At 73.5% G+C, this 24,082-nt stretch carries 19 protein-coding genes and 1 rRNA gene; 12 read left to right on the forward strand and 8 right to left on the reverse strand.

Going from position 1 to position 24,082, the window contains the following annotated elements:
- Positions 1 to 24: 24 nt before the first annotated feature.
- The gene (locus tag ACQEU6_RS10750) at positions 25 to 1,521 is read right to left on the reverse strand and encodes a cation:proton antiporter (protein ID WP_499331124.1); all 1,497 of its coding nucleotides are present in this window, start codon (positions 1,519 to 1,521) and stop codon (positions 25 to 27) included.
- A 221-nt stretch (positions 1,522 to 1,742) separates the two neighbouring features.
- Here ACQEU6_RS10750 and ACQEU6_RS10755 point away from each other — a divergent pair, with 221 nt between their 5' ends.
- The 6 genes from ACQEU6_RS10755 (at position 1,743) to ACQEU6_RS10780 (ending at position 8,196) form a co-directional block, all read left to right on the forward strand.
- A complete protein-coding gene (locus tag ACQEU6_RS10755; RefSeq protein WP_499331125.1) occupies positions 1,743 to 2,303 on the forward strand; it encodes a CGNR zinc finger domain-containing protein in 561 nt (186 codons plus the stop codon).
- A gap of 371 nt (positions 2,304 to 2,674) precedes the next feature.
- Positions 2,675 to 3,709 carry a GDP-mannose 4,6-dehydratase gene (locus tag ACQEU6_RS10760; protein ID WP_499340127.1) on the forward strand — a complete coding sequence of 345 codons (1,035 nt, stop codon included), beginning with the start codon at positions 2,675 to 2,677 and terminating at the stop codon, positions 3,707 to 3,709.
- Between the two features lie 50 nt (positions 3,710 to 3,759).
- Complete coding sequence (locus ACQEU6_RS10765) at positions 3,760 to 4,005, forward strand: UBP-type zinc finger domain-containing protein (RefSeq protein WP_499331127.1); 246 nt, start codon at positions 3,760 to 3,762, stop codon at positions 4,003 to 4,005.
- A complete protein-coding gene (locus ACQEU6_RS10770; RefSeq protein WP_499331129.1) occupies positions 4,005 to 5,546 on the forward strand; it encodes an MFS transporter in 1,542 nt (513 codons plus the stop codon). The genes ACQEU6_RS10765 and ACQEU6_RS10770 overlap by 1 nt, the downstream gene beginning before the upstream one ends.
- 93 nt (positions 5,547 to 5,639) lie before the next feature.
- Positions 5,640 to 6,506 carry a LysR family transcriptional regulator gene (locus tag ACQEU6_RS10775; RefSeq protein WP_499331130.1) on the forward strand — a complete coding sequence of 289 codons (867 nt, stop codon included), beginning with the start codon at positions 5,640 to 5,642 and terminating at the stop codon, positions 6,504 to 6,506.
- A 94-nt stretch (positions 6,507 to 6,600) separates the two neighbouring features.
- Positions 6,601 to 8,196 (forward strand): Na+/H+ antiporter, encoded by a 1,596-nt coding sequence (locus tag ACQEU6_RS10780; RefSeq protein ID WP_499331131.1) that lies wholly within the window; start codon positions 6,601 to 6,603, stop codon positions 8,194 to 8,196.
- A 51-nt stretch (positions 8,197 to 8,247) separates the two neighbouring features.
- Here the strand turns inward: ACQEU6_RS10780 and ACQEU6_RS10785 are convergent, their stop codons facing one another.
- The gene (locus ACQEU6_RS10785; protein WP_499331133.1) at positions 8,248 to 9,162 is read right to left on the reverse strand and encodes an Lrp/AsnC family transcriptional regulator; all 915 of its coding nucleotides are present in this window, start codon (positions 9,160 to 9,162) and stop codon (positions 8,248 to 8,250) included.
- A 718-nt stretch (positions 9,163 to 9,880) separates the two neighbouring features.
- Between ACQEU6_RS10785 and ACQEU6_RS10790 the strand changes: the two genes are divergently transcribed.
- The 5 genes from ACQEU6_RS10790 to ACQEU6_RS10810 all read left to right on the forward strand — a co-directional run bounded on the left by ACQEU6_RS10790 (position 9,881) and on the right by ACQEU6_RS10810 (position 15,366).
- Positions 9,881 to 11,317 (forward strand): GuaB1 family IMP dehydrogenase-related protein, encoded by a 1,437-nt coding sequence (locus tag ACQEU6_RS10790; protein WP_499331134.1) that lies wholly within the window; start codon positions 9,881 to 9,883, stop codon positions 11,315 to 11,317.
- 137 nt (positions 11,318 to 11,454) lie between these two features.
- The gene (locus ACQEU6_RS10795; RefSeq protein ID WP_499331136.1) at positions 11,455 to 12,087 is read left to right on the forward strand and encodes a hypothetical protein; all 633 of its coding nucleotides are present in this window, start codon (positions 11,455 to 11,457) and stop codon (positions 12,085 to 12,087) included.
- Between the two features lie 40 nt (positions 12,088 to 12,127).
- A complete protein-coding gene (locus ACQEU6_RS10800) occupies positions 12,128 to 13,618 on the forward strand; it encodes an LCP family glycopolymer transferase (protein WP_499331138.1) in 1,491 nt (496 codons plus the stop codon).
- A 126-nt stretch (positions 13,619 to 13,744) separates the two neighbouring features.
- Positions 13,745 to 14,803, forward strand: coding sequence for an enolase C-terminal domain-like protein (locus ACQEU6_RS10805; RefSeq protein ID WP_499331139.1), 1,059 nt, complete (start codon positions 13,745 to 13,747; stop codon positions 14,801 to 14,803).
- The gene (locus ACQEU6_RS10810; RefSeq protein WP_499331141.1) at positions 14,800 to 15,366 is read left to right on the forward strand and encodes a P-loop nucleotide/nucleoside kinase family protein; all 567 of its coding nucleotides are present in this window, start codon (positions 14,800 to 14,802) and stop codon (positions 15,364 to 15,366) included. Before ACQEU6_RS10805 ends, ACQEU6_RS10810 begins: the two co-directional genes overlap by 4 nt.
- Positions 15,367 to 15,464: 98 nt before the next feature.
- Here ACQEU6_RS10810 and ACQEU6_RS10815 read toward each other — a convergent pair whose 3' ends face one another.
- The 5 genes from ACQEU6_RS10815 to ACQEU6_RS10835 form a co-directional block, all read right to left on the reverse strand.
- Positions 15,465 to 16,574 carry an RDD family protein gene (locus ACQEU6_RS10815; RefSeq protein WP_499331143.1) on the reverse strand — a complete coding sequence of 370 codons (1,110 nt, stop codon included), beginning with the start codon at positions 16,572 to 16,574 and terminating at the stop codon, positions 15,465 to 15,467.
- Between the two features lie 90 nt (positions 16,575 to 16,664).
- Positions 16,665 to 17,819: an acyl-CoA dehydrogenase family protein gene (locus ACQEU6_RS10820; protein WP_499331144.1), complete on the reverse strand. Its 1,155-nt coding sequence runs from the start codon at positions 17,817 to 17,819 to the stop codon at positions 16,665 to 16,667.
- The gene (locus tag ACQEU6_RS10825) at positions 17,816 to 19,777 is read right to left on the reverse strand and encodes an acetyl/propionyl/methylcrotonyl-CoA carboxylase subunit alpha (protein WP_499331145.1); all 1,962 of its coding nucleotides are present in this window, start codon (positions 19,775 to 19,777) and stop codon (positions 17,816 to 17,818) included. The genes ACQEU6_RS10820 and ACQEU6_RS10825 overlap by 4 nt, the downstream gene beginning before the upstream one ends.
- A gap of 10 nt (positions 19,778 to 19,787) precedes the next feature.
- Positions 19,788 to 21,320, reverse strand: coding sequence for an acyl-CoA carboxylase subunit beta (locus tag ACQEU6_RS10830; RefSeq protein WP_499340129.1), 1,533 nt, complete (start codon positions 21,318 to 21,320; stop codon positions 19,788 to 19,790).
- A 56-nt stretch (positions 21,321 to 21,376) separates the two neighbouring features.
- Positions 21,377 to 23,089 (reverse strand): acyclic terpene utilization AtuA family protein, encoded by a 1,713-nt coding sequence (locus ACQEU6_RS10835; RefSeq protein WP_499331147.1) that lies wholly within the window; start codon positions 23,087 to 23,089, stop codon positions 21,377 to 21,379.
- Between the two features lie 103 nt (positions 23,090 to 23,192).
- Between ACQEU6_RS10835 and ACQEU6_RS10840 the strand changes: the two genes are divergently transcribed.
- Entirely contained in the window at positions 23,193 to 23,801 is a 609-nt protein-coding gene (locus tag ACQEU6_RS10840; protein WP_499331148.1) for a TetR/AcrR family transcriptional regulator, read from the forward strand.
- Between the two features lie 69 nt (positions 23,802 to 23,870).
- On the opposite strand, the gene rrf is transcribed toward ACQEU6_RS10840, so the two are convergent.
- Positions 23,871 to 23,987, reverse strand: a 5S ribosomal RNA gene (gene rrf / locus ACQEU6_RS10845).
- Positions 23,988 to 24,082: the final 95 nt, after the last annotated feature.

Here is a 24,082-nt window from a genome sequence, read left to right on the forward strand (position 1 = left end):
CCCGCCGGGACGGCGGTACCGGCGTCAGGAGGGCGGCTTCCTGAACGCCACGGGGTCCTCGAAGTCGAGTTCCCGCCCGATCTCGCGGAGCGTCTCCGCTCCGATCCTCCCCTTGCGGTAGAGCACCTGGAGCCGGGCGCGCTGCGCGCCGACCAGCTCGGTGCGGACGCGCCGGCTGTCCGGCGGGCGGGGCCTCTCCCCGCCCTCCCGGTCCAGGTCCAGGAAGTACCGGACGCGTTCGAGCCGCAGTTCGAGCATCTGCCGGAACGCCTCGGCCGTCTGGTCGTCGACGTCCTCCTCCTCGGCGAGCTCGTCCAGCCTGGCCAGGGCGGCCTGGAGCCCCGCCTTGCGGGCGAGCATCGCCTCGGCGCGCCGCCGTTCCGGCTCGATCAGCCCGAGGCGGCGCAGCAGGACCGGCAGGAGCGGCGCCTGCCCGACCAGCGTGACCAGCACGACGAGCGCGGCGAGCAGCCCGCGCTCGCTCCCGAGGCCGATGGGCAGCGACAGCGCGATGGCCAGCGAGATCGCCCCGCGCATGCCGGCGAATCCCATGACGAGCTGCCAGAGCAGCCGGACGGCGATCGCCACGGCCGACACCGCGAGCGCGACCGCCGCGACCGTCCCCCAGGTCCGGCCGCCCGGCGCGCGCACGATCTCCCGGATCTCCAGCCCGAGAAGGACGAACAGCGCCGACTCCAGCAGGAAGGTGAGGATCCGCCAGAACGTGGTGCCGGCGAGGCGCGAGGCGGGCTGCAGGAAGCCCTCCCCGTGCGTGCCGATGGAGAACCCCGCGACGACCGTCGCGAGCACCCCGGACGCGCCGAGCCGGTCCGCGGGGACGAAGGCGACGTAGGGCGTGATGAGAGAGACGATGATCTGGCTGACGGGGTCGTCGTTCCAGCGCCGGATCCGGCGGACGACGAAGCCGACGACCAGCCCGTAGGCCACGCCGCCCAGCACGATCTGGGCCACCCGGGCCGCGCCGTGCGCCACGGTGAAGTCGGTGCCGAGCGCCTCGACCGCCAGCCCGAAGACCGTCAGCGCGGCGCCGTCGTTGATCAGGCTCTCGCCCTCCAGGATGGTGACCATCCGCGGCGGCGCGCCCAGCCGCTGCATCACCGCCGTCGCCGCCACCGGATCGGTGGGCGACACCGCCGCGCCGAACGCCAGCGCGGCCGCCCAGCCGACGTCCGGCACCAGGACGTGCAGCGTCGCCGCCACCGCGACGGTCGTGACGGTGGTCAGGCCGAACGCCAGGGTGAAGATGGGCACGGCGTCGGCACGGGCCTCGCGCGGGGCGGTGAAGAACGCCGCGTGGTAGAGCAGCGGCGGGAGGAAGCCGAGCAGCACCACCTCGGGCGGAACGACGGTCGCGGGCAGCGCGGGCACGAACCCGGCCGCCATGCCGAGCAGGACGAGCACGATGGCGTCCGGCACGCGCAGCCGCCCGGCCAGCCCGCGGGCCAGCAGGACCACGACGGCGACGGCCAGGAAGACGATGAACAGCCGGTCCTCCTCCACGGCGATGGTCCTTGCCGGAAAGCGGCGCGGTAGTCGCGGGAGGGGCCACCGAGATGGAACGTTCCGTTCGCCAGGGGGCGCCGTGGACGCCAGCGCGTCCTGGCGGGGTGGGCGCCGACGTGCGCCGTCCCCGTCATAGGGTGGGGGCCACGGGCCGCGTTCCGGCCCCGGCGACGCCGCCGGGCACCCGACCGCCCGGGTCCCCCGAGACTGGAGTCATCGTGATCTTCACTCATGACACCGAGCACGCGCTCGCCGTCGTCGTCGACCTGATCAACACGAGCGCCGCGGCGTCCGGCGCGGAGGAGCTCGGCGGGCTGCCCGGCCTGCGGGAGTTCGTGGACCGCAACGAGTTCAGCGACGTGGGCGCCCTCACCGAGGCCGACCTGGCCCGCGTCCTGGAGCTGCGCGGCCGATTCCACGCGGTGTTCCGCTCCGGGGACGTCCCCTCCGCCGTGCGGCGGATCAACGAGATCGTCGGCGAGGTCCGCACCACGCCGCACCTGACGGACCACGACGGCTACCACTGGCACGTGCACTTCTTCGCCCCGGGCGCGCCCGTCGGCGAGCACCTGGCCGCCGACTGCGGCATGGCGCTCGCCTACGTGGTCGCGGCGGGCGAGCTCGACCGGCTGCGCACCTGCGAGGCGCCGGACTGCTCACGCGTCCTGGTGGACCTGTCCCGCAACCGCTGCCGCCGCTACTGCGACAGCCGCACCTGCGGCAACCGCATGCACGTCGCCGCCTACCGCGCCCGCCAACGCGAATCAGCTGTGTCGTGATTGCAGTGTTCTGGTGTCCGGCGCCTTGGGGGCACCGGACACCAGAACACTGCGGGCGATCGCTGCATCGCTCCGGCTCGCCCAGGGGGCTCGCTGCGCGATCGGTTTCTCGCAGGCTCGAAACCGCCTTCGGACGCGATCGCGAGGGTCCGTCATCGCAGGGTTCCGGTGGAGCGGGCGGAGTCGGGTCGGGCAGCTCAGGGCCGACACGGAGTGGTGGGCATGTGGGCGAACCAGAAGGGAATTCGGTTCAAACCGCGCCCTCCCTCGTCATGGACGTGGCCTGGTCGGTAACCTCATAAATCACGCTCGCTGCGGATATCGGCCCGCGGCGGGCCCGCGTCGGACCTATTTCAGCCATGGAGGATCCGCTGTCCAGGCGAGCACTCATCACCGGCATCACCGGACAGGACGGCTCGTATCTGGCCGAGCATCTGCTTGAGCTGGGTTACGAGGTCTGGGGCCTGGTGCGGGGGCAGGCGAACCCCCATGTGTCGCGGCTGCGCAAGCACATCGGCGACGTGCAGATCACCACCGGGGACCTGCTGGATCAGGGCAGCCTGATCTCGGCGGTGGAGCGGGTGCGGCCCGACGAGGTCTACAACCTGGGCGCGATCTCCTACGTGCCGATGTCGTGGCAGCAGGCCGAGCTGACCGCCGAGGTCACCGGGATGGGCGTGCTGCGCATGCTGGAGGCGATCCGGGTGGTGTCGGGGATCAGCCCGTCCCGCACGCCGGGCGACGGGCAGATCCGCTTCTACCAGGCGTCGTCCTCGGAGATGTTCGGGATGGTGCGCGAGACGCCGCAGAACGAGAAGACGCCGTTCCACCCGCGGAGCCCCTACGGGGTGGCGAAGAGCTACGGGCACTACATCACGCAGAACTACCGCGAGTCCTACGGGATGTTCGCGGTGAGCGGGATCCTGTTCAACCACGAGTCGCCGCGCCGGGGCGCCGAGTTCGTGACGCGGAAGGTGTCGCTGGGCGCCGCCCGCATCAAGCTGGGCCTCGCCACCGAGCTGCGCCTCGGCAACCTGGACGCCCGGCGCGACTGGGGCTACGCGGGCGACTACGCCCGCGCGATGCGCATGATGCTGGCCCAGGACTCCCCGGAGGACTACGTCATCGGGACGGGCCAGACCCAGTCGGTGCGGGAGCTGGTGGAGTTCGCGTTCCGCACCGCGGGCCTGGACTGGCAGGACCACGTCGTCCTGGACGCCAAGTACACGCGTCCGGCCGAGGTCGACCTCCTGTGCGCCGACCCGAAGAAGGCCCGCGAGCAGCTCGGCTGGGAGCCCGAGGTGACCTTCGAGGGGCTGGTGACCATGATGGTCGAGTCGGACCTGCGGCTGCTGTCGCGGTCGGCGCGTCCCGAGGACGAGCCGTTCAGCCCCGACCATTGGTAACCCGGTTACCACGGTCGTGGCACGATTCAGGTATGGCCACATGTGAGCACGTGCAGTCCCTTCCGGTCGAGGATCCGGCACCGAACACCCCGCAGGGGTGCGAGGACTGCCTCCGCGAGGGCACACGCTGGGTCCACCTGCGGCTCTGCCTGGGCTGCGGGCACGTCGGGTGCTGCGACTCCTCGCCCATGCGCCATGCCGGCGCGCACTTCCAGAAGGAGGGGCACCCGATCGTCCGGTCGTTCGAGCCGGGCGAGGACTGGCGCTGGTGCTTCGTCGACGAACTGATCGTCTGATGCCGGATGTGCGGCTGGGCACCCGGCCCGGACGCTGGATCCTGCTGGCGACGGTGCTCGGGTCGAGCGTGGCGTTGCTCGACTCCACGGTCGTGAACGTGGCGCTGCCCAAGCTGGCGCGGAGCCTGAACGCCGACATGGCCGACCTGCAGTGGACGGTGAACGCCTACACGCTCACGCTCGCGGGGTTCATCCTGCTGGGCGGCTCCCTCGGGGACCGGTTCGGGCGCCGCCGGATCTTCCTCGTCGGCGTGGTGTGGTTCGCGGTCGCCTCGGTGATGTGCGGCGCGGCGCCGAACACCGGAACGCTGATCGTCGCGCGGGCGCTGCAGGGCGTGGGCGGGGCGCTGCTCACCCCGGGCTCGCTGGCGATCATCCAGGCGTCGTTCGCGGCCGACGACCGCCCCCGCGCCGTCGGCGCCTGGTCGGGCCTCGGCGGCGTCGCCGGCGCGATCGGCCCGTTCGTGGGCGGCTGGCTGGTGGAGGCGGCCGGATGGCGGTGGGTGTTCCTGCTGAACGTGCCGCTCGCCGCCGTCGTGGTCCTGGTCGCGGTCCGGCACGTCCCGGAGAGCTTCGACCCGCGGGCGCACGGGCGCTTCGACGTGTCCGGCGCGGCGCTGGCGGCACTGGCCCTGGCGGGGACGACGTACGCGCTGACCGAGGCGCCGGGCGGCGGCGCGGCCCCGTCGGTGATCGCCGCGGCGGCGATCGCGGGTGTGGCTGCGGCCGTCACGTTCGTCCTGGTCGAACGCCTGCGCGGGCGGCGGGCGCGTGCGGCCCGGGAGGCGACCCAGCCGATGCTGCCGCTGGACGTGTTCGCCTCGCGGCAGTTCTCGGCCGTCAACGTCGTCACGTTCATCATGTACGGCGCGATGGGCGTGCTGTTCTTCCTGTTCGTCCTGAACCTCCAGGTCGTCAGCGGGTTCTCGCCCATCCAGGCCGGGACGGCGCTGCTGCCGGTCACCGTGCTGATGCTGCTGCTGTCGGCGCGCGCGGGCGCGCTCGCGCAGAAGATCGGCCCGCGGCTGCCGATGACCGTGGGGCTGCTGGTGGCGGCCCTCGGCATGCTGCTGGTGGGCCGGATCGGGGCTGACACCTCCTACGTCCGGGACGTCCTGCCCGCCGTGGTGGTGTTCGGGCTGGGGCTGGCGGCGGTGGTCGCGCCGCTCACCGCCACCGTCCTCGCCACCGCCGACGTCCGCCACGCGGGCGTGGCCAGCGGCGTCAACAACGCCGTGGCGCGGGCGGCCGGGCTGCTGGCGGTGGCGGCGATCCCGCCGCTGGCGGGGCTGACGGGCGACGCCTTCGACAACCCCGCCGACTTCTCGCACGGGTTCCGGCTGGCGATGGTCGCGTGTGCCGCGCTCTTGGCGCTCGGGGCGGTGCTGTCCTTCCTCACCGTCGGCGACGACGCGCTGCGCACGCCGTCCGGGGCACCGGTCGAGCCGGAATGCCGGCGGCAGTGCGGGGTCGGCGCGCCGCAGTTGCAGCCCGAACCGGAGGCCGTCCCGGCCGAACACCCCGGCGGGGCGAGGCCCTAGCCCGGAGTCCGGTCACCGGACCGGTCCACTGATTCCCGGTCCGAATCCGGCTATGTCCAGGACCGGAGCGGTTCGTTGTCATACGGTCAGTGCATGAATCTGCGGCAGCTGCGCTATGTCGTGGCGACCGCCGACCACGGCACGATGACGTCGGCGGCCCAAGCCCTCTACGTGGCCCAGCCCGCGCTGTCGCGGGCCGTACGCGAACTGGAGCGCGAACTCGGCCTGGAGCTGTTCGCGCGGTCCGGCCGCGGCGTCGTCCTCACGTCCGCCGGGGAGCAGGTCGTCCGGCAGGCCAGGGTCGCGCTGGACGCCGTCGACGCGATCGAGGGGCTGGCGGTGACGCGGGCCGACGGGCGCGGCGCGGAGCTGCGCATCGCGGTCACCGCGTCGCTGGAACCGGAGCTGACCGGCGGGCTCATCCCCCGCTTCGCGCGCGACCAGCCGGCCGTGCGGGTCCGGGTGGTCCGCTGCGCGGACCGCGACCAGATCGCGGCGGTGCTGCGCGGAGGCCGCGCCGATCTGGCGCTGACCGACCTGCCCGTCCCCGGCGACATGACCGCGCACCCGTTCGAGCAGCGCGAGGTGGTGCTGATCTCCCCGCCGGCGCTGAAGGTCCGCGAGCCGGTGCCGCCGGCCGCGCTGGACGGGATGCGGCTCGTCCTGCCCGCCCGCGGCAGCGCCCGCCGCGCGGAGATCGACACGATGCTGCGGCGGATCGGCGCGCGGCCCGTCGCCGCGGTGGAGTCAGACGAGCGGGGCTCCTGGCTCGGCTGGGTCCGCGCCGGGCGTGGCTCCTTACTCTGGTACCGCAACCAGATCGACGACACCGACGGGGTGACGGTCCGCTCGTTCATGCCGCCGCTCACCCGCATGATCGGCCTGGTGCACGCGCACCGGCGGCTGCCGCCCGCCGCCCGCGACTTCCTGACGTTCGCCACGCAGGCCCCGCCCCGCTGACCGCGCCCGCCGGCCAGTCCCCCGGTCCGGCCCCCTCGCCGGCCGGGCCGCCCGCGCGATACCGGTCCCGCCCGGTCATGCCATGATTCGGCGGGTGGGAACGACGCACGCACTCTGGCTGCTGGCCGTACCGGTCGGCGCCCTGATGGTGGCCGCGGGAGCGCGGCGCATCGGCCTGTCCGCACCGCTGGTCCTGGTGATCGCGGGGCTGGCCTTCTCCTTCGTCCCGGGCGTACCGGAGTTCGAACTCGAACCGGAGTTCGTGCTGTTCGTGTTCCTGCCGCCGCTGCTGTTCTCGGCGGCGTGGAACAGCTCGTTCACGAACCTGCGCGAGAACGTCTGGTCGATCGGGCTGCTGTCGGTCGGGCTGGTGCTGTTCACGACGTTCGCCGTGGGCTACGTCGCGCACCTGATCGTTCCCGGCCTGCCGCTGGCGGCGGCGTTCGTGCTCGGCGCGATCGTGGCGCCGCCGGACGCGGTCGCGGCGGTGAGCATCGCGCAGCGCCTCGGCCTGCCGCGCCGGACGGTGACGGTCCTGGTCGGGGAGAGCCTGTTCAACGACGCGACGGCGCTGACCGCGTTCCGGGTGGCGCTGATCGCGGCGACGGGCGCCGGCTTCACCCTCCTGGACGGCGTGGGCCGCTTCCTGTTCGCCGCCGTCGTGGGCGCGGCGGTCGGGCTGCTGCTCGGACCGCCGCTGCACTGGCTCCGGACCCGGCTGAACGACCCGCTGGTGGAGAACGGCGTCGCCCTGGTGGCGCCGTTCGCCGCCTACCTCATCGCCGAGAGCGTGCACGCCTCCGGGGTGATCGCCGTGGTGGTCAGCGGGCTGTACCTGGGCAACCGGGAGACCCAGTCCGCGGCGGTGACCCGGCTGATCGGGCACTCCTTCTGGAAGGTCATGGTCTTCCTCCTGGAGTCGGTGGTCTTCCTGCTGATCGGACTGCAACTGCCGCCGATCGTCCACGAGATGTCGGGACGGAGCTGGCAGGAGCTGGCCTGGTGGGCGACCGCGGTGTTCGCCGTCACGGTCGTGGCGCGGTTCGTGTGGGTGTTCCCCGCCTCGCAGGTCCCGCGCCTGCTGTCGCGCCGGGAGCGGACCCTGCCGAACGTGGGCTGGCGCGGCCTGGTCGTGGTGTCGTGGGCGGGGATGCGCGGGGTGGTCTCCCTCGCCGCCGCGTTCGCCGTCCCGTTCCTCGCCTCGGGCGACCGGCCGTTCCCGGGACGCGACCTGATCCTGTTCCTGACCTTCACGACCGTCCTCGGGACGCTGCTGGTGCAGGGGCTGACGTTCCCTCTGCTGATCCGCGCGCTCGGCATCGGCGGGGACGGGGAGCGCTACGCCGACACCGTCGCCCTGGCGGGCGCGCAGCACGCCGCCGCGCAGGCCTCGCTGGAGCGCCTGGAGGAGCTGAACTCCGAGGAGCGGCTCGACGCGTCGGTGGTGGAGCGGCTCCGCGAACTCGCCGAGCACCGGCAGCTGCGCGCCTGGGAGCGGCTCGGGGGCGGGACGGGCCCCGAGGGCGAGGAGGTGCCGACGGCGACGTACCGGCGCCTGCGGCGGGAGATGCTGACGGCCGAGCGGCAGGTCTTCGTGCGGATGCGGGACGAGCGCCGCATCGACGACGAGGTCCTCTCCCGCGTCATGCACGAGCTGGACCTGGAGGAGGTCGCGCTCAGCCGCGACTAGCGGGGCCGCGCCCCGGCCACGGTCGCGCCGTGGCCGGAGTGCGGGCCGCGTTCAGACCGCCCCGTTGAGGGGCTGCTCGGGCAGCTGGACGGCGTAGGACTCCTTCACCACGTCGAGGTGGTGCCAGGACTCCCGTACCGTCACCCCGGTCACCGACCGGATGGCGTCCAGCACCGCCACCAGCTCGGCGCGCGAGGCCGCCTCGACCTGCCCGACGATGTCGTAGCGGCCGAAGCCGGTCGCCAGGTAGCGCACGCCGTCCTGCGCGGCGACCGCGTCGGCGACCTTGCGCAGCCCGCCCGTCACCACCAGCCCGAACCCGCCGAGCTCCGCGGCGCCGAGCGCCAGGGGGTCGGCGAGGCCGGTCACCTGGATGACCCCGGTGCGCATGAGCCTGACCACCCGGGCCCGGGTGGCGGCCTGCGAGAGGCCGATGACGTGCGCGAGCCGGGTGTAGGGGGCGCGGCCGTCGCGCTGCAGCTCGTGCAGCAGCCGCCAGTCGATGTCGTCGAGGGTGACCTCGCCGAGCTCGCGCACCACCGCGTGCGTGTCGCGCACGGTGGACACCGACCGGAACACCTCGGCCGCGCGGACGCCGACGACGGACCTGATGTGGTCCACCTCGGCGGCGAGCGCGGCGTCGTCGCGGGTGCGCACCTGGGCGACCAGGTCGTACGGCCCGGCGGTCAGCGCGGCGAAGCTGACGGCGGCGCGCTCGGCGACGGCCTCGGCCACCTCCCTCGCCGACCCGGCCACGGTGACCGACACGTGCCCGATCGCCTCGGCGCCGACGACGGCGGCGTGCACGATGCCGACGACGCGGACGACCTGGGTCTCGAGAAGGTGCTGCACCCGTGCCCGCACCGCCGTGCGGGAAAGCCCGACGCGATCGGCCAGCGCCTGGAACGTCGCCCTGCCATCCCGCTGGAGCTCGCGGACGAGCACGGCGTCGACCGCATCCAGCACGGCTCTCCTCCTCGACATGTGATGAATCGTTTTGCCAGCAACTGCAAGATCATTCCATTTCAGGACGGTATGACGTCAAATATTGATCTTGCTCGTGTTCGCCCTGCCCGGCGGCCGTCGATGCGTCGGTGACCGGTTCCGGGCGGCGACGTTTCAAATGCCACAGAAACCAGTACGAAAGCGCAACGCTGCCGGGTTCGCGTCGCGCGTACGGCGCGGCGCGCGCCCGGCGGCGGACGCGCCGGACGGCCGTGACCGCTCCGGCGATCGCCGCCCGGCCCGGACGGCCCGCGGCGCGGGCGGGCATGGCCGACCGGGTCCACGTGCGTGACCTGCATGCGCTTCTCCCGGTTTCTTCTGACCCACCCCCTACGGCGGATCCGCCGTCCGCGCGAGGCACATGTAAGAAAAGTGCATCGGGGGCGCAGTTACGTCAAGAGGTAACTTTACAGAGAGCCAAGCCTCACGTTGCACCGTTTTCCACCAGGTGCACGAGTCCACTTTCGTTATGCCTGCAAGGAGGCGGGAAGACGGTGGGAGACGACACTCGACGCCCTCCGGGGACACAGTGTCATCACCCCTGGTCACGGGCGCTGTCCGCGGCGGCGGGGCCGGTCCGGGGTGTCCGGCCGGCGGCCCCGGCGGGAGCATGGCCGGGTATGGCTGACAATGTACGGTGGCCCAGCCACTGCGAACGCGATTGGTGTGTAGTACTGCCGTGCACCTGCTGAACGGTGAGCGTTCCGCTCACGACCTCACCTACAACGACGTCTTCATGGTCCCCCGCCGCTCGTCGGTGGGTTCGCGCCTCGAGGTCGATCTGGCCACCTCGGACGGCAGCGGGACGACCGTCCCGCTCGTGGTGGCCAACATGACGGCCGTGTCCGGCCGCCGGATGGCCGAGACCGCCGCCCGGCGCGGCGGCCTCGCGGTGCTTCCGCAGGACATCCCGGTCGAGGTCGTCGCCGAGGTCATCGACTGGGTCAAGGGCCGCGACCTGGTCGTGGACACCGCGATCCGGCTGGACCCCGCCGGCACGGCCGGGGACGCGCTGGCCCTGCTGCCCAAGCGGGCCCACAACGCCGTGATCGTCGTCGAGGACGACCGCCCGGTGGGCGTCGTCACCGAGGCCGACTGCATGGGCGTGGACCGGTTCGCCCAGCTCCGCGACATCATGTCCCGCGACCTGGTCACGCTGCCCGCCGGCGTCGACCCGCGGGAGGCGTTCAACCGGCTGCACGAGCGCGGCCACCGGCTCGCCCCGGTCGTGGACGCCGAGGGCCGCCTCGCCGGCGTCCTCACCCGCACCGGCGCGCTGCGCGCCACGCTCTACCGGCCGGCCGTGGACGCCCGGGGCCGGCTGCGCGTCGCCGCGGCGGTCGGGGTGAACGGCGACGTCGCCGGCAAGGCCCGGGCGCTGCTGGAGGCGGGCGCCGACCTGCTCGTCGTCGACACCGCGCACGGCCACCAGGACAAGATGATCAGCGCGCTCGCCGCGGTCCGGTCGCTGGACCCCGCCGTCCCGGTCGTCGCCGGCAACGTGGTGACCGCCGAGGGCACCCGGGACCTGATTGAGGCGGGCGCCGACATCGTCAAGGTCGGCGTCGGCCCCGGCGCCATGTGCACCACCCGGATGATGACGGGCGTCGGCCGCCCGCAGTTCTCCGCGGTGCTGGAGTGCGCCGCCGAGGCGCGCCGGCTCGGCCGCCACGTGTGGGCGGACGGCGGCGTCCGGCACCCGCGCGACGTCGCGCTGGCGCTCGCGGCGGGCGCCGCGAACGTGATGGTGGGCTCGTGGTTCGCCGGAACCTACGAGTCGCCGGGCGATCTGCAGCGGGCCGCGGACGGGCGGCTCTACAAGGAGAGCTTCGGCATGGCCTCCGCGCGCGCCGTGCGGCTGCGCACCGCCGAGGACTCCCCCTTCGACCGGGCCCGCAAGGCCCTGTTCGAGGAGGGCATCTCCACCTCCCGGATGTACCTGGACCCGCAGCGTCCCGGCGTGGAGGACCTGATCGACTCGATCGTGGCGGGGCTGCGCAGCTCCTGCACCTACGCGGGCGCGCGGACCCTGGAGGAGTTCCACGAGCGCGCCGTGCTCGGGATCCAGAGCCCGTCCGGCTACGCCGAGGGCAAGCCGCTGTCCAGCAGCTGGTAAAGGGACGCCCGCCGGATCGCCGGGCGTCCCCGCTTTTCGCGACACGCCGCCGCCTTCGCCCCCCGATCCCCCGGCTGACCTGCACTCTCTTACGTCGGGAACGGAGAGGGGTCTCCGTCCCCTGAAGGGGGCGCAGCATGGTCGACGGCGGGCCGGCCGGAGCCGGGACGCGGAGGCTGCCGGGACACGCGCCGGGTCCGGCGGTCCGGGACCGCGAGCGGGAGCGCCGGGCGCGGGAGGCGGCGCTGCGGGGGCTGGCCGAGGCGCTGCTGATCGCCGCGGTGTCCCCGGCACTGCCGGGCATCGCGCACCTGCGGGCCGGTCGCGTCCGGCTCGGCGCGGCGCTGCTGACCGTCCAGGCGCTGGCGCTGACCGCGGCTGCCCTCGCCGCCGGGCACGGCCGCCCGCTGCTCCTGCACGCGGCGGCGCGGCCCGCGTGGCCGGCGGTGCTGACGGCCGGCTGCGTGGTCGTCGCCGCGCTGTGGGCGGGGCTGATCGTCCACTCCTACGCCGTGCTGCTTCCGGACGGGCTGTCACCGCTCTGGCGGCTCGCCGGCGGCACCACCGTGTCGGTCTTCTGCCTGCTGGTGATCGTTCCACCGCTGACGGCCGCCCACGCGTTCGCGCCCTGCCCACTACGTGATCATCAGTCTGAGTCCCCTGAGGGCGGTGGATTCACTATCCTGACGATCTGCACCAAAGGCCACACCCGCTCGCATGCGATCGACTCTTACGCAACCTTTGCCCGGTTCGACGCGTCCATAATGTGAGCCGAGGCTTAATTCACTGTGGGTGGGAATCGGAGCGTACATGGGTCGGTCGCCGAAAGGGCGTGCCCGGAACAGGGACGATGAGGGTGCCTCCGGCGGAGCCGGGGGTCTCCCTCGCGCGCTGGCGCTGACGCTCGCGTCCGCCCTGGTCTGGGGCGTCGCGCATTTCGTCACGGGCCGCCGGATCGCCGGCGGGCTGCTGCTCGCGCTGTACGCGGCGATCCTCGCCGCTCTCGCGGCCGCCGCCACGGTCTACCGCTCCGACCTGGTCCACTACGCCGTCCAGCCCGCGGTGCTGCAGCGGACCTCCGCCGCGATCGTCGCGCTCGGCGTGCTGTGGATCCTCGTCGTCGTCCGCTCCTACCTGCTGCTGCGCCCGGTCCGCCTCGCCGCGGGCGCCCGGACGCTCGGCGCGGCCGCGGTCGCGGTGATGTGCTTCGCGGTCGCGGTGCCGGTGGCGTGGTCGGCGCACAGCACCTACGTGTACCGCGACGCGCTGACCAGCATCTTCCGCACGGGCAGCGAGAACGGCAAGCCCGTCGACACCAAGGACCCGTTCAACGGCCAGCCGCGCGTCAACATCCTGCTGCTCGGCGGCGACTCCGCCGCCGACCGCACCGGCGTGCGCACCGACAGCGTGACGCTCGCCAGCGTCGACACCAAGACGGGCGACACGGTGCTGCTGAGCCTGCCGCGGAACCTCGAACGGTTCCCGATGCCGCCCGGCCCGGCCCGCGACCGGTTCCCCTACGGCTTCACCGGCGACGGCCCGCAGAACCCGGGCCTGCTCAACGAGGTCTACGAGTACGCCGAGAACCACCCGGACGTGGTGCCCGGCGTCGCCAAGAAGCGCCGCGGCCCCGAGCTCCTGAAGGCCACCGTCGCCGGCGTCCTCGGCCTGCACGTGGACTACTACATCCTCGTCGACATGTTCGGCTTCGCCGACATCGTCGACGCCATGGGCGGCGTCAAGCTCAAGATCACCGAGCCGATCCCGTACGGGCTGCAGGGAGGCGTCCTGCAGCCGGGGTACCGGACGCTGAAGGGCAAGGAGGCCCTCTGGTACGGGCGCTCCCGCACCAACAGCAGCGACTACGTGCGGATGAGCCGGCAGAAGTGCCTCATGCGGGCGATCGCCGAGCAGGCCGACCCGCAGACCGTGCTCACCAGCTTCGACAAGCTCGCCGCGGCGGCCAAGCGGACGCTGTCGACCGACATCCCGCAGGAACTGCTGCCCGCGCTGATGAAGCTGTCGAACCGGGTCAAGAACGGCGCGCAGATCAGGAGCCTGCAGTTCGTCCCGCCGCTGATCTACACCGGGAACCCGGACTTCGGCAAGATCCGCAGCCTGGCGGCCGACGCCGTCAACAGCGATCCGCGCCAGGTCAGCGCCAAGCCCGGCGGCACGCCCAGCGCGTCTCCCACCGGCTCCCCCAGCGCCTCTCCCACCGCGTCGCCCGAAGGGCAGGACGGCGGCGAACCCTCCAAGCCCAGTTCCAAGCCGGTGTCGCTGGAGAGCAGCTGCCCCTGACCGGCCGGCCCGGCCCGCGGCCGGCGCCCGTCCCGCCGCGGCGGTCCTGACCCGCGTGAATTGTCCTTCCCGGTCCGGGGAGGGGGGATCATTGAGGAAGGACCCCTACTTCGAAGGGCTGGTGCGGTGCCTCGGATCCACGGCTGCGACGCCTTCCGCGTGGCGATGCCGCGCGGGCGGCGGCCGGAGAGCGTCCTCGTCCGCCTGGCCGGCGACGGCGCGGTCGGCTGGGGCGAGATGGCCGTCCGGGACGGGGCCGGGGATCCCGGCGCGGCGTGGGCGGACATCGAGACGCGCATGGGGCCGGCCCTGATCGGACTCGACTGGGACCGGCCCGAGGACGTGTCCGCCGCTGCCGACCTCGGCGCGCGCGAGGCCGCGGCGGCCGTCGACACGGCCTGCTGGGACCTGTGGTGCCGGACCCGGGGGCTGCCGCTCGCGCACGCGCTCGGCGGCACCCGCACCTCGATCGTGACCGGTGCGCGCATCTCCCCCGAGCCGGCGCTCGACACCGTCACGGCCCGCGTCAACAAGGCCGTTGGAGCGGGCCACACCCGCGTCACGCTGGACGTCCGGCCGGGATGGGACGTCGAGCCCGTCCGCGCGATCCGGCAGGCCTACCCGGCGCTGGCTCTCGTCGCCGACGCGGGCCACGCCTACACCGAGTCGCCCGAGCACCTCGCGGTGCTGGAGGCGCTGGACGCCTACGGCCTGGCGGCGATCGAACGCCCGTTCCCCGGCGGCGACCTGGCCGCGCACGCCCGGCTCCAGGCGCGGGTGGGCACCGCCGTGGCCCCGGACGTGGGCGACCTGGAGACCCTGGACGCGGCCCTGTCACTGCAGGCCGGCCGCGCGCTGCACCTGCGCCTGGACCGGCTCGGCGGGCTGACCGCGGCCCGCAGCGCCCACGACCTCGCCTACGCGGCGGGATGGGACGTGTGGTGCAGCGGCTGCGGCGCGTTCGGCATCGGGCAGGCCGCCGCGGTCGCGCTAGCGGCCCTGCCGGGCTGCACGCTGCCGAGCGACGTGTCCGACCCGGCGGGCGGTCCGGTGTTCGTGACGCCGCCGGTGCGCTCGTCCGGCGGCGTCGTCGGCGTCCCGCTCACGCAGCCGGGCCTCGGCCACGAGATCGACGAGGCGCGCATCGAGCGGCTGGCGACCCGCCGCCTGCGCCTGTCGACGTGAGCCCCGCCCCGGTCCGGGTGGTGGCGGGGCCGCCCGGCTCCGGCAAGTCCACGGTCGCGGACCTGCTGCTGCGGCGGCTGCGTCCCGTTCCGGCGCTGCTGGACAAGGACACGATGTTCGGGCCGTTCGTGGAGGCGACGCTCGCGGCGTTCGCCCGCGATCCGGGCGAGCGTGAGGGCCCCTGGTACGACGAGCACGTCAAGCCGCACGAGTACGCGGGGATGACGGCCACGGCCCGGGAGATCCGGTCGCACGGCTGCCCGGTGCTGCTGAGCGGACCCTTCACCGGCCATATCCGGGACGCGGCGCGCTGGACGGCGTGGGTCGCCTCCCTGGGCGGGCCGCCGGTGCGCCTCGTCTGGATCCGGACGGACGCCGCGACCCTCCGGCACCGGCTGGAGTCGCGGGCATCACCCCGCGACACCAGCAAGCTGGCGGCGTTCGACGCGTTCGTCGCCCGGATGCTGCCGGAGACCCCGCCTCCGGTGCCCCATGCGGTCGTGGACAACCGCCTCGGCGCGCCCGTGCCGCTGGAGGCGCAAGTGGACGCCCTGGCGGAGTGACGATCTGGCGGAGACTATGCGGTCTCGGTCTAGATGGCCGCCTGCCGGTAGGACGGGGATTCGGTGGGACTTCTGCGGTCCTGGGGTGTGCTGTGCCGCTACTGCTGCGGGGGCGGCATGTACTGCTGCGGCGGTTCGTACTGGCCGGGCTGTGAGTACTGGCCGGGCTGGGCGTAGGGGTCGAACCGACCGTAGGGGTCGTAGTGCGGTGCGGGCGGCGGAAGGGCGGGCTGCTCCGGCCCCGGGGGCAGCGGCTGCCGGCGGGCGGCCCGGCGCTCCCGGTAGGCGTTCCTGAGCCGGCCGCCGACGCGCTTGCCCGCGTCGCCGACCTGCTGCGCCCGTTCGCCGTGCACCGCGCCCTGCATCCGGGCGGCGGACCGCCGGCCCAGATCCTGCATCTGCCGAGCGCGCTCCGACTGGAGTGCGCGCCGCATCGATTCGGCCTGGGCGACGCGGGCGGCGTTCTCCCGGACGGCCTGGCCCGCGATCTGTCCCGCCGCCTGCGTGCCGTCCCAGGCGATGACGGCGCCCTGCCGCGCGGCCTCGGCGGCGCGCCGGTAGCCGTCCGCGCGGACGAGGGCCGTCCCCGCCACCAGGTCGGCGAGGGCCCGGCGGCGGGCGCCGACGAGGGTCGGCGCGCTGTTGGCCAGGAACACCGCGACGGCCGCCAGCCAGGTGACGAGGGAGAGGAAGAAGAGGCCGTGCAGGAGGAGGATCCACGCGGTGCAGTAGAGGCCGGTGCCGCCCGCCGTGGTCACCAGCGAACGGCGCAGCGCCCTGGACTTGGCGGACCTGGCGTTCTCCACGCGCAGGTCGAGGACGGCCTTGCCGACGGTGCGGCCGGTGAAGGCCTGCCCCGCGAACTGGTGCAGGAACTCGATCAGGACGAGCAGGAGCAGCGCCTGCTCGACGGCGCTGACGACCGTCTTCCAGATGCCCGTGCCGAAGTTCTCGGCGGCCTGCTGGACGTCGCCTCCCGACACCAGGAGCCCGCCCGCCGCGGACAGGGCGTCGCCCCAGAGCCCGTCCCCGAGGAGCCCGTTCAGCCGTCCCCACGTCATCATGCCGAGGAGGATCGCGGCGCCGACGAGGAGGGCGGTGTCGATGCCCCAGGCCGCCAGCCGGCGGCCGCGCGGGGCCGCGGCGGGAGGCGGCACGGGCGGTACGGGCACGGCGGCGGGCAGCGGGACTGATGGCGGACCGTACACGTGAGTCCCTCGGGTCTCGATCTTCATCTGATCAAAGCGCCGGAACGGCAGGATTCTAGGCCGCCCGGTCCCGCGCCGCCACCGCAATCGTCAGTAGGACTTGGGCAGCCCCAGGGAGTGCTGCGCGACGTAGTTGAGGATCATCTCGCGGCTGACGGGGGCGATCCGCATCAGCCGGACGACCCCCGCGAGCATCCCGACGCCGTACTCGGTGGTGAGGCCGTTGCCGCCGTGGGTCTGGATGGCCTGGTCGACGCAGTGGATCGCGGCCTCGGCGGTGGCGTACTTGGCCATGTTCGCGGCCTCGCCGGCGCCGGTGTCGTCGCCCTCGTCGTAGAGCCAGGCGGCCTTCTGCCCCATCAGCCGCGCCAGCTCCAGCTCGATCTTGGCGGCGGCGAGGGGGTGCGCGAGGCCCTGGTGCGCGCCGATCGGCGTCTTGAACACCTGCCGGGTCGCCGCGTAACCGATCGCCTTGCCGAGGGCGAGCCGGCCGATCCCGGCGCCCATCGCGGCGGCCATGATGCGCTCGGGATTGAGGCCGGCGAACAGCTGGAGCAGGCCGCCGTCCTCGTCGCCGACGAGGGCGTCGTACGGCAGCCGGACGTCGTCGAGATGGCAGACGAACTGCTTCTCCGGCGACACGATCTCCATGTCGATGGGGGTGAAGGTGAAGCCGGGCGCGGCGGTCGGGACGATGAACAGCGACGGCCGCAGGTTGCCCTTCTGGTCCTGCGTGCGGGAGACGAAGAGCACGGCGTCCGACTCGTCCACGCCGGAGATGAACGTCTTCTGCCCGTTCAGCACCCAGCCGTCGCCGTCGCGGCGCGCCGTGGTGGTGATGCGGTGCGCGTTGGAGCCGGCGTCGGGCTCGGTGATCGCGAAGGCCATCTTCACCGAGCCGTCGGCGAAGCGCGGCAGCCACTGCTTCCGCTGGTCCTCGGTGCCGGACCGGGCGATGATCGTCGCGCAGATCGCCGGGGACACGACCATGAGCAGCAGCGGGCAGCCCGCGGCCGACAGTTCCTCGCACACCGCGGCGAGGTCGCCGATGCCTCCGCCTCCGCCGCCGTACTCCTCCGGCACGTTGACGCCGAGGTAGCCGAGCCGCCCGGCCTCGGCCCACAGCTCGTCGGTCTTCTGCCCGGACCTGGCCTTCTCCACGTAGTAGGAGGAGCCGTACGCGCCGCCCAGTTCGGCCACGGCGGCGCGCAGGGCCCGCCGCTCCTCGGTCTCGACGAAGCTCATTCGGGGGTCCCTTCGATGACGGCGAGGACGGCGCCTGACTCGACCTGCTGCCCCGCGGTGACGTTCAGTTCGGCGACCGTCCCGGCGGCCGGCGCGGCGATGCGGTGCTCCATCTTCATCGCCTCCAGGACGACGAGGGTCTGCCCTTCGGCGACGCCCGCGCCCGGCGCGGTCTCCACGCGGACGACGGTGCCGGGCATGGGGGCCAGGAGGGAGCCCGGGGCGATCCGGCCGCTCGGGTCGGCGAACCGCGGGACGGCGACGAGCGTGACCGCGCCGAGGCGGGAGTCGACGTGCACCGCGTCCCCGGCGGCGGTCACCGTGAAGGTCTCGCGGAGGCCGTCGTGGTCGAGGAGGACGCGCCCGGGCGCCGCGGACAGCAGCGACGTGCCAGGGCACAGCTCGGAGGTCAGGCCGTCCCTGTCCAGCCGGTAGTCGACGTCGACCGGGCCGCCGGGCCCCTCGAACGTCCTGCGCTGCGGCTGGGACCGCACGTTGCGCCAGCCCGACGGGAGACCGCCGAGCACCGCGGCGCCCGCCCGGTCCGCGGCGGCCTGGGCGAGCGCGGCGGCCAGCGCGCAGACCCGGACCGCCGCCTCGTCCGCCAGCGGCGCGGCCAGGGCGTCGAGGCCGACGCGGTCGAGGTAGCCGGTGTCGGTGTCGCCGGCCAGGAACGCCGGCTCCTCCAGGATCCGGACGAGCAGGTCGCGGTTGGTGGTGAGGCCGTGGACGCGGGCGCCGCGCAGCGCGGCCGCCAGCCGGCGCGCGGCGGCGGCCCGGGACGGCGCCCACGCGATCACCTTGGCGAGCATCGGGTCGTAGTGGACGCCGACCTCGGCGCCGCTCTCCACGCCGCTGTCGAGCCGCAGCCCGTACGCCGCCGGCACGGCGAACTCGGCGTCCGCCCCCGGCACCTCGAAGGTGTGCAGCGTGCCGCCGGCGGGCCGCCAGTCCCGCGCGGGGTCCTCGGCGTAGAGGCGGACCTCGATGGCGTGGCCGCGCGGTTCCGGCGGCGCCTGCGGCAGGCGGGCGCCCTCGGCGACCTCGATCTGCAGCCGGACGAGGTCCACCCCGTACACGCACTCGGTGACCGGGTGCTCGACCTGGAGGCGGGTGTTGACCTCCAGGAAGAAGAAGCGGCCGTCGCGCGCCAGCATGAACTCGACCGTGCCCGCGCCGGTGTAGCCGATGGCGCGGGCCGCGCTCGCCGCCGCCCCGCACAGCCGCGCGCGCAGCTCGGGACCGACGGCCGGGGACGGCGCCTCCTCGATGATCTTCTGGTGGCGGCGCTGGATCGAGCACTCCCGCTCGCCGAGCGTCCAGACCGTCCCGTGCGCGTCGGCGAGGATCTGCACCTCGATGTGGCGGGCGTCCTCCAGCAGCGGCTCGCAGAACACGGTCGGGTCGCCGAACGCCGACTCCGCCTCCCTGCGCGCCCCCGCGACGGCGTCCTCCAGCTCCCCGGGCGTCCGGACGACGCGCATGCCCCGACCGCCGCCGCCCGCGGACGCCTTGACCAGCAGCGGCAGGTCCGCGCCGCCGACCCGGGCGGGGTCGAGCTCGGGCAGCACCGGGACGTCCGCCGCGGCCATCAGCTTCTTGGCCTCGATCTTGGAACCCATCGCGGCGATCGCCTCGGGCGGCGGGCCGATCCAGGTCAGGCCGGCGTCGACGACGGCGCGCGCGAACCCCGCGTTCTCCGACAGGAACCCGTAGCCCGGGTGGACGGCGTCGGCCCCGGCCCGCCTCGCCACGGCGAGGAGCCGCTCCGCCGACAGGTACGTCTCCGCCGGGGACGCCCCGGGCAGCCGCCCGGCCACGTCCGCCTCCCGGACGTGCGGCGCGGCGGCGTCGGGGTCGGAGTGGACGGCGACCGTCCCGATGCCGAGGTCCCGGCAGGCCCGCAGGACGCGGCGGGCGATCTCGCCGCGGTTGGCGACCAGCATTCTGTTGATCATTGTTCGACACTCACATCCGGAAGACGCCGAAGCCCTCGGCTCCGCGCACGGGCGCGTTGTGGACGGCGGACAGGCACAGGCCGAGGACGGTCCGGGTGTCGCGGGGGTCGATCACCCCGTCGTCGTAGAGCCGCCCGGACAGGAAGAACGGCAGCGACTCGGCCTCGATCTGCGCCTCGACCATCTCCCGCATCGCGCGGTCCTGGTCCTCGTCGTAGGCCTGCCCGCGCGCCTGCGCCGCCTGCCGCGCCACGATCGACAGGACGCCCGCGAGCTGCTGCGGCCCCATCACCGCCGACTTGGCGCTCGGCCAGGCGAACAGGAAGCGCGGGTCGTACGCGCGGCCGCACATGCCGTAGTTGCCCGCCCCGTACGAGGCGCCCATGACGATCGAGATGTGCGGGACCCTGCTGTTGGCCACCGCGTTGATCATCAGGGCGCCGTGCTTGATGATCCCGGCCTGCTCGTACTCCCTGCCGACCATGTAGCCGGTCGTGTTGTGCAGGAACAGCAGCGGGGTGTCGCTCTGGTTGGCGAGCTGGATGAACTGCGCCGCCTTCTGCGCCTCGTCCCCGAACAGCACGCCCTGCGCGTTGGCGAGGACCCCGATCGGATAGCCGTGGACGCGCGTCCACCCGGTGACCAGGCTCGTCCCGTACAGCGGCTTGAACTCGTCGAACCGCGACCCGTCGGCGATCCGCGCGATGACCTCGCGAGGGTCGAAGGGGACCTTCAGGTCCTCGGGGACGATCCCGGCGAGCTCTTCGGCGTCGTACAGCGGTTCCTCGACCGGGCCGGGCGCCGGCCCGGGCTTGCGGTGGTTGAGGTTCGCGACGATCTGGCGTCCGAGGCGCAGCGCGTCCGCCTCGTCCGCCGCCATGTAGTCGGCGAGGCCGGAGGTGCGGGCGTGCATCTCGGCGCCGCCGAGCTCCTCGTCGCCGGCCTCCTCCCCCGTCGCCATCTTCACCAGCGGAGGCCCGCCGAGGAACACCTTCGCGCGCTCCTTGACCATGACGACGTGGTCGCACATGCCCGGGATGTAGGCGCCGCCCGCCGTGGAGTTGCCGAACACGAGCGCGATCGTGGGGATTCCGGCGGCCGACAGCCGGGTCAGGTCGCGGAACATGCGGCCGCCCGGGATGAAGATCTCCTTCTGCGTCGGCAGGTCCGCGCCGCCCGACTCGACCAGGTTGATGACGGGGAGCCGGTTCTCCAGCGCGATGTCGGACGCCCGGAGGCTCTTCTTCACCGTCCACGGGTTGCTGGACCCGCCCCGCACCGTCGGGTCGTTCGCCACGATCACGCACTCGACGCCCTCGACGACGCCGATGCCGGTGACGACGCTCGCGCCCACCGGGAAGTCGCTCCCCCACGCGGCGAGGGGGCTCAGTTCGAGGAACGGCGAGTCCGGGTCGAGCAGCAGCTCGATCCGCTCGCGCGCGAGCAGCTTGCCGCGTTTCCGGTGCCGCTCGACGTACTTCTCGCCTCCGCCCTCCAGGGCCTTGGCGTGCTCGGCGTCCAGAGCCGCCAGCTTCTCCAGCATGGCCGCGCGGCGTTCCCGGTACTCCGGGCTCCGCGCGTCCAGGGTGCTCTTGAGGGTCACAGGACTGCCTCCGGGATGTCGACGAGGCGGGACCGCAGCCACTCCCCCAGGGCCTTGCCCTGCGGGTCGAACCGGGTCGAGGCGGACACACCCTCCTGCAGCAGCCCTTCGACGACGAAGTTCACCGCACGGAGGTTGGGCAGCACATGCCGGTGCACGGCGTGCTCGCGGGTCTCCGGCAGCAACTCGCGGAGTCGTTCGGTGCTCAGGAACGGCTCCAGCCAGCGCCACTGCGCGTCGGTCCGGGCCCACACGCCGATGTTGGCGTCCCCGCCCTTGTCCCCGCTGCGCGCCCCGGCGACACGCCCCAGCGGCACGCGAACAGTGGTGCCGGGTGGGACGCCCGCAGCGCGCGGCCGCTCGGTCGCGGCTTCGAGGTCTCGCACGTGCGGGGCCGCTGGGATGGCGATGCGCTCGCCCTCGTGGGTCACCGCGACATGCCGAACGGCCTCGTTCGGGACGTAGGCGGGCGTGTAGACGCCGTAGGGGCCGCCCTTGCCGGGCGGGGAGGTCATCGTGAAGCCCGGATAGCCGGCGAGGGCGAGTTCCACGACGGCGCCGCTGAACGCGCGGCCGACCTTCTCCGGGTCCGGGTCGAGGACGGCGCAGCGGAGCAGGGCGGTGGCCTGTCCCTGCGTGGCCGGGTCCGGCGCGGAGGCGCCGATGAGCGTCCATTCGACGCGGGCCGGCCGGGCCTCCGCGAAGGCGGCCTCCAGTTGCGCCTTCGCGTGCTCGGCCTTGGCCTCGATGTCCAGGCCGGTGAGGACGAAGGTCATCTCGTTGCGGTGGCCGCCCAGGTGGTTCAGGCAGACCTTGGTGGACGGCGGTGGCGGTCCGCCCCGGACGCCGCTGATCCGCACCCGGTCGGGCCCGTCCTGCGCCGCCTCGATCGTGTCGAACCGCGTCGTCACGTCCGGACCGGCGTAGGACGGCGCGCCGATCTCGTACAGGAGCTGGGCGGTGACGGTCTCCACCGTCACCGCGCCGCCCGTCCCGTCGTGCTTGGTGATCACGCTGGAGCCGTCCGGATGGATCTCGGCGATCGGAAAGCCCGGTGCCTTTACATTGTAGATTTCTTGGAAGAAGGCGTAGTTGCCGCCGGTCGCCTGCGCGCCGCACTCCAGGACGTGCCCGGCGACCGTCGCGCCCGCGAGCGCGTCCCAGTCGTCGCGCGCCCAGCCGAAGTGCGCGGCGGCGGGGCCCACGACCAGGGACGCGTCGGTGACCCGTCCCGTCACCACCACGTCCGCGCCGGCCCGCAGGCACTCGGCGATCCCCCAGGCGCCCAGGTAGGCGTTCGCGGTGAGCGGCCGGCCGCGGCGGGCGTCCGCCAGGCCGAGTTCCTCAGCCCGGGGCAGCAGGTCGTCGCCCTCCACGTGGGCGATGCTCACGTCGATCCCGAGCCGGGCGGCCAGCTCGCGCAGCCGGTCCGCCAGCCCCCGCGGGTTGAGCCCGCCGGCATTCGCGACGATCGCGGTGCCGTGCTCCGCCGCCGACCCGAGGGACTCCTCCATCTGCCGGAGGAACGTCGCGGCGTACCCGGCGTCCGGGTCCCTCATCTTCCCGCGCCCGAGGATCAGCATCGTCAACTCGGCCAGGTAGTCGCCCGTGAGGACGTCCAGCGGCCCGCCCTCCAGCATCTCCCGCACGGCGGAGAAGCGGTCGCCGTAGAAGCCCGAGGCGTTACCGACCCGCAGCGGTTGGCTCATGGCCTGAACCCTGCCAGCCCGCCCATAAAAAATCAATCGTGCATGATTGTTTCTCGGCCTGATCGTTTGGTTGACTGGGGGTGACCGCCGACCCGAGGACTTCATGACCGCCCAGGCACTCCCCCGCGAACCGCAGCAGGACCGCAGCCGCGCCACGCGGCAGCGCCTCCTGGAGGCCGCCATCGACTGCCTGGCCTCCGTGGGCTGGGCGGGCACGACGGTGGCGGTGGTCGCCGAGCGCGCGGGAGTCTCGCGGGGCGCCGCCCAGCACCACTTCCGCACGCGCGAGGAGCTGGTGACGGCGGCGGTCGAGTACGGCTCGGACGTGCGGATGGCGCGGATGCGCGAGCGTCTCGACGCGCTCGCCGGCCGCCGCCCCTCCACTCTGGACGTCGTCGCGCTCCTCGGCGAGATGTACACGACTCCGCTCTTCCGGGCCGCGCTTCAGCTCTGGGTCGCGGCCAGTTCGGACGAGCAGCTCCGCGCGCAGGTCGTTCCGCTCGAGGCGCGCGTCGGCCGCGAGGCGCACCGCCTCACCGTCGAGGCCCTGGGCGCGGACGAGTCGGTCCCCGGCGTCCGGGAAACGGTCCAGGCGACCCTCGACCTGGTCCGCGGCCTCGGCCTGGCGGACCTCCTCACCGACGACTCGGTCCGCCGTACCCGCCTGCTCCACCAGTGGGCCGCCACGCTCGACGGTGCGCTCGGCCGCTGACACCGGCGCCACAAGCCGCGGAAATGAGAAAGGCCCCGCCGGTAACGGCGGGGCCTTTCTGCAAAATATGTCCGGCGGCGTCCTACTCTCCCACACGGTCCCCCATGCAGTACCATCGGCGCTGAAGGGCTTAACTTCCGGGTTCGGGATGGGACCGGGTGTTTCCCCCTCGCCAAAACCACCGAACGTCTCAACGCACCACCCCAAAGGGGCGGGCAAATCCACGTTCGAACCATTCGGCTCGACATTCACTTATCAACACGGGTTCCCGGTTGTTTCCT

Source organism: Spirillospora sp. CA-108201, assembly GCF_050936235.1.
GTDB lineage: Bacteria > Actinomycetota > Actinomycetes > Streptosporangiales > Streptosporangiaceae > Spirillospora.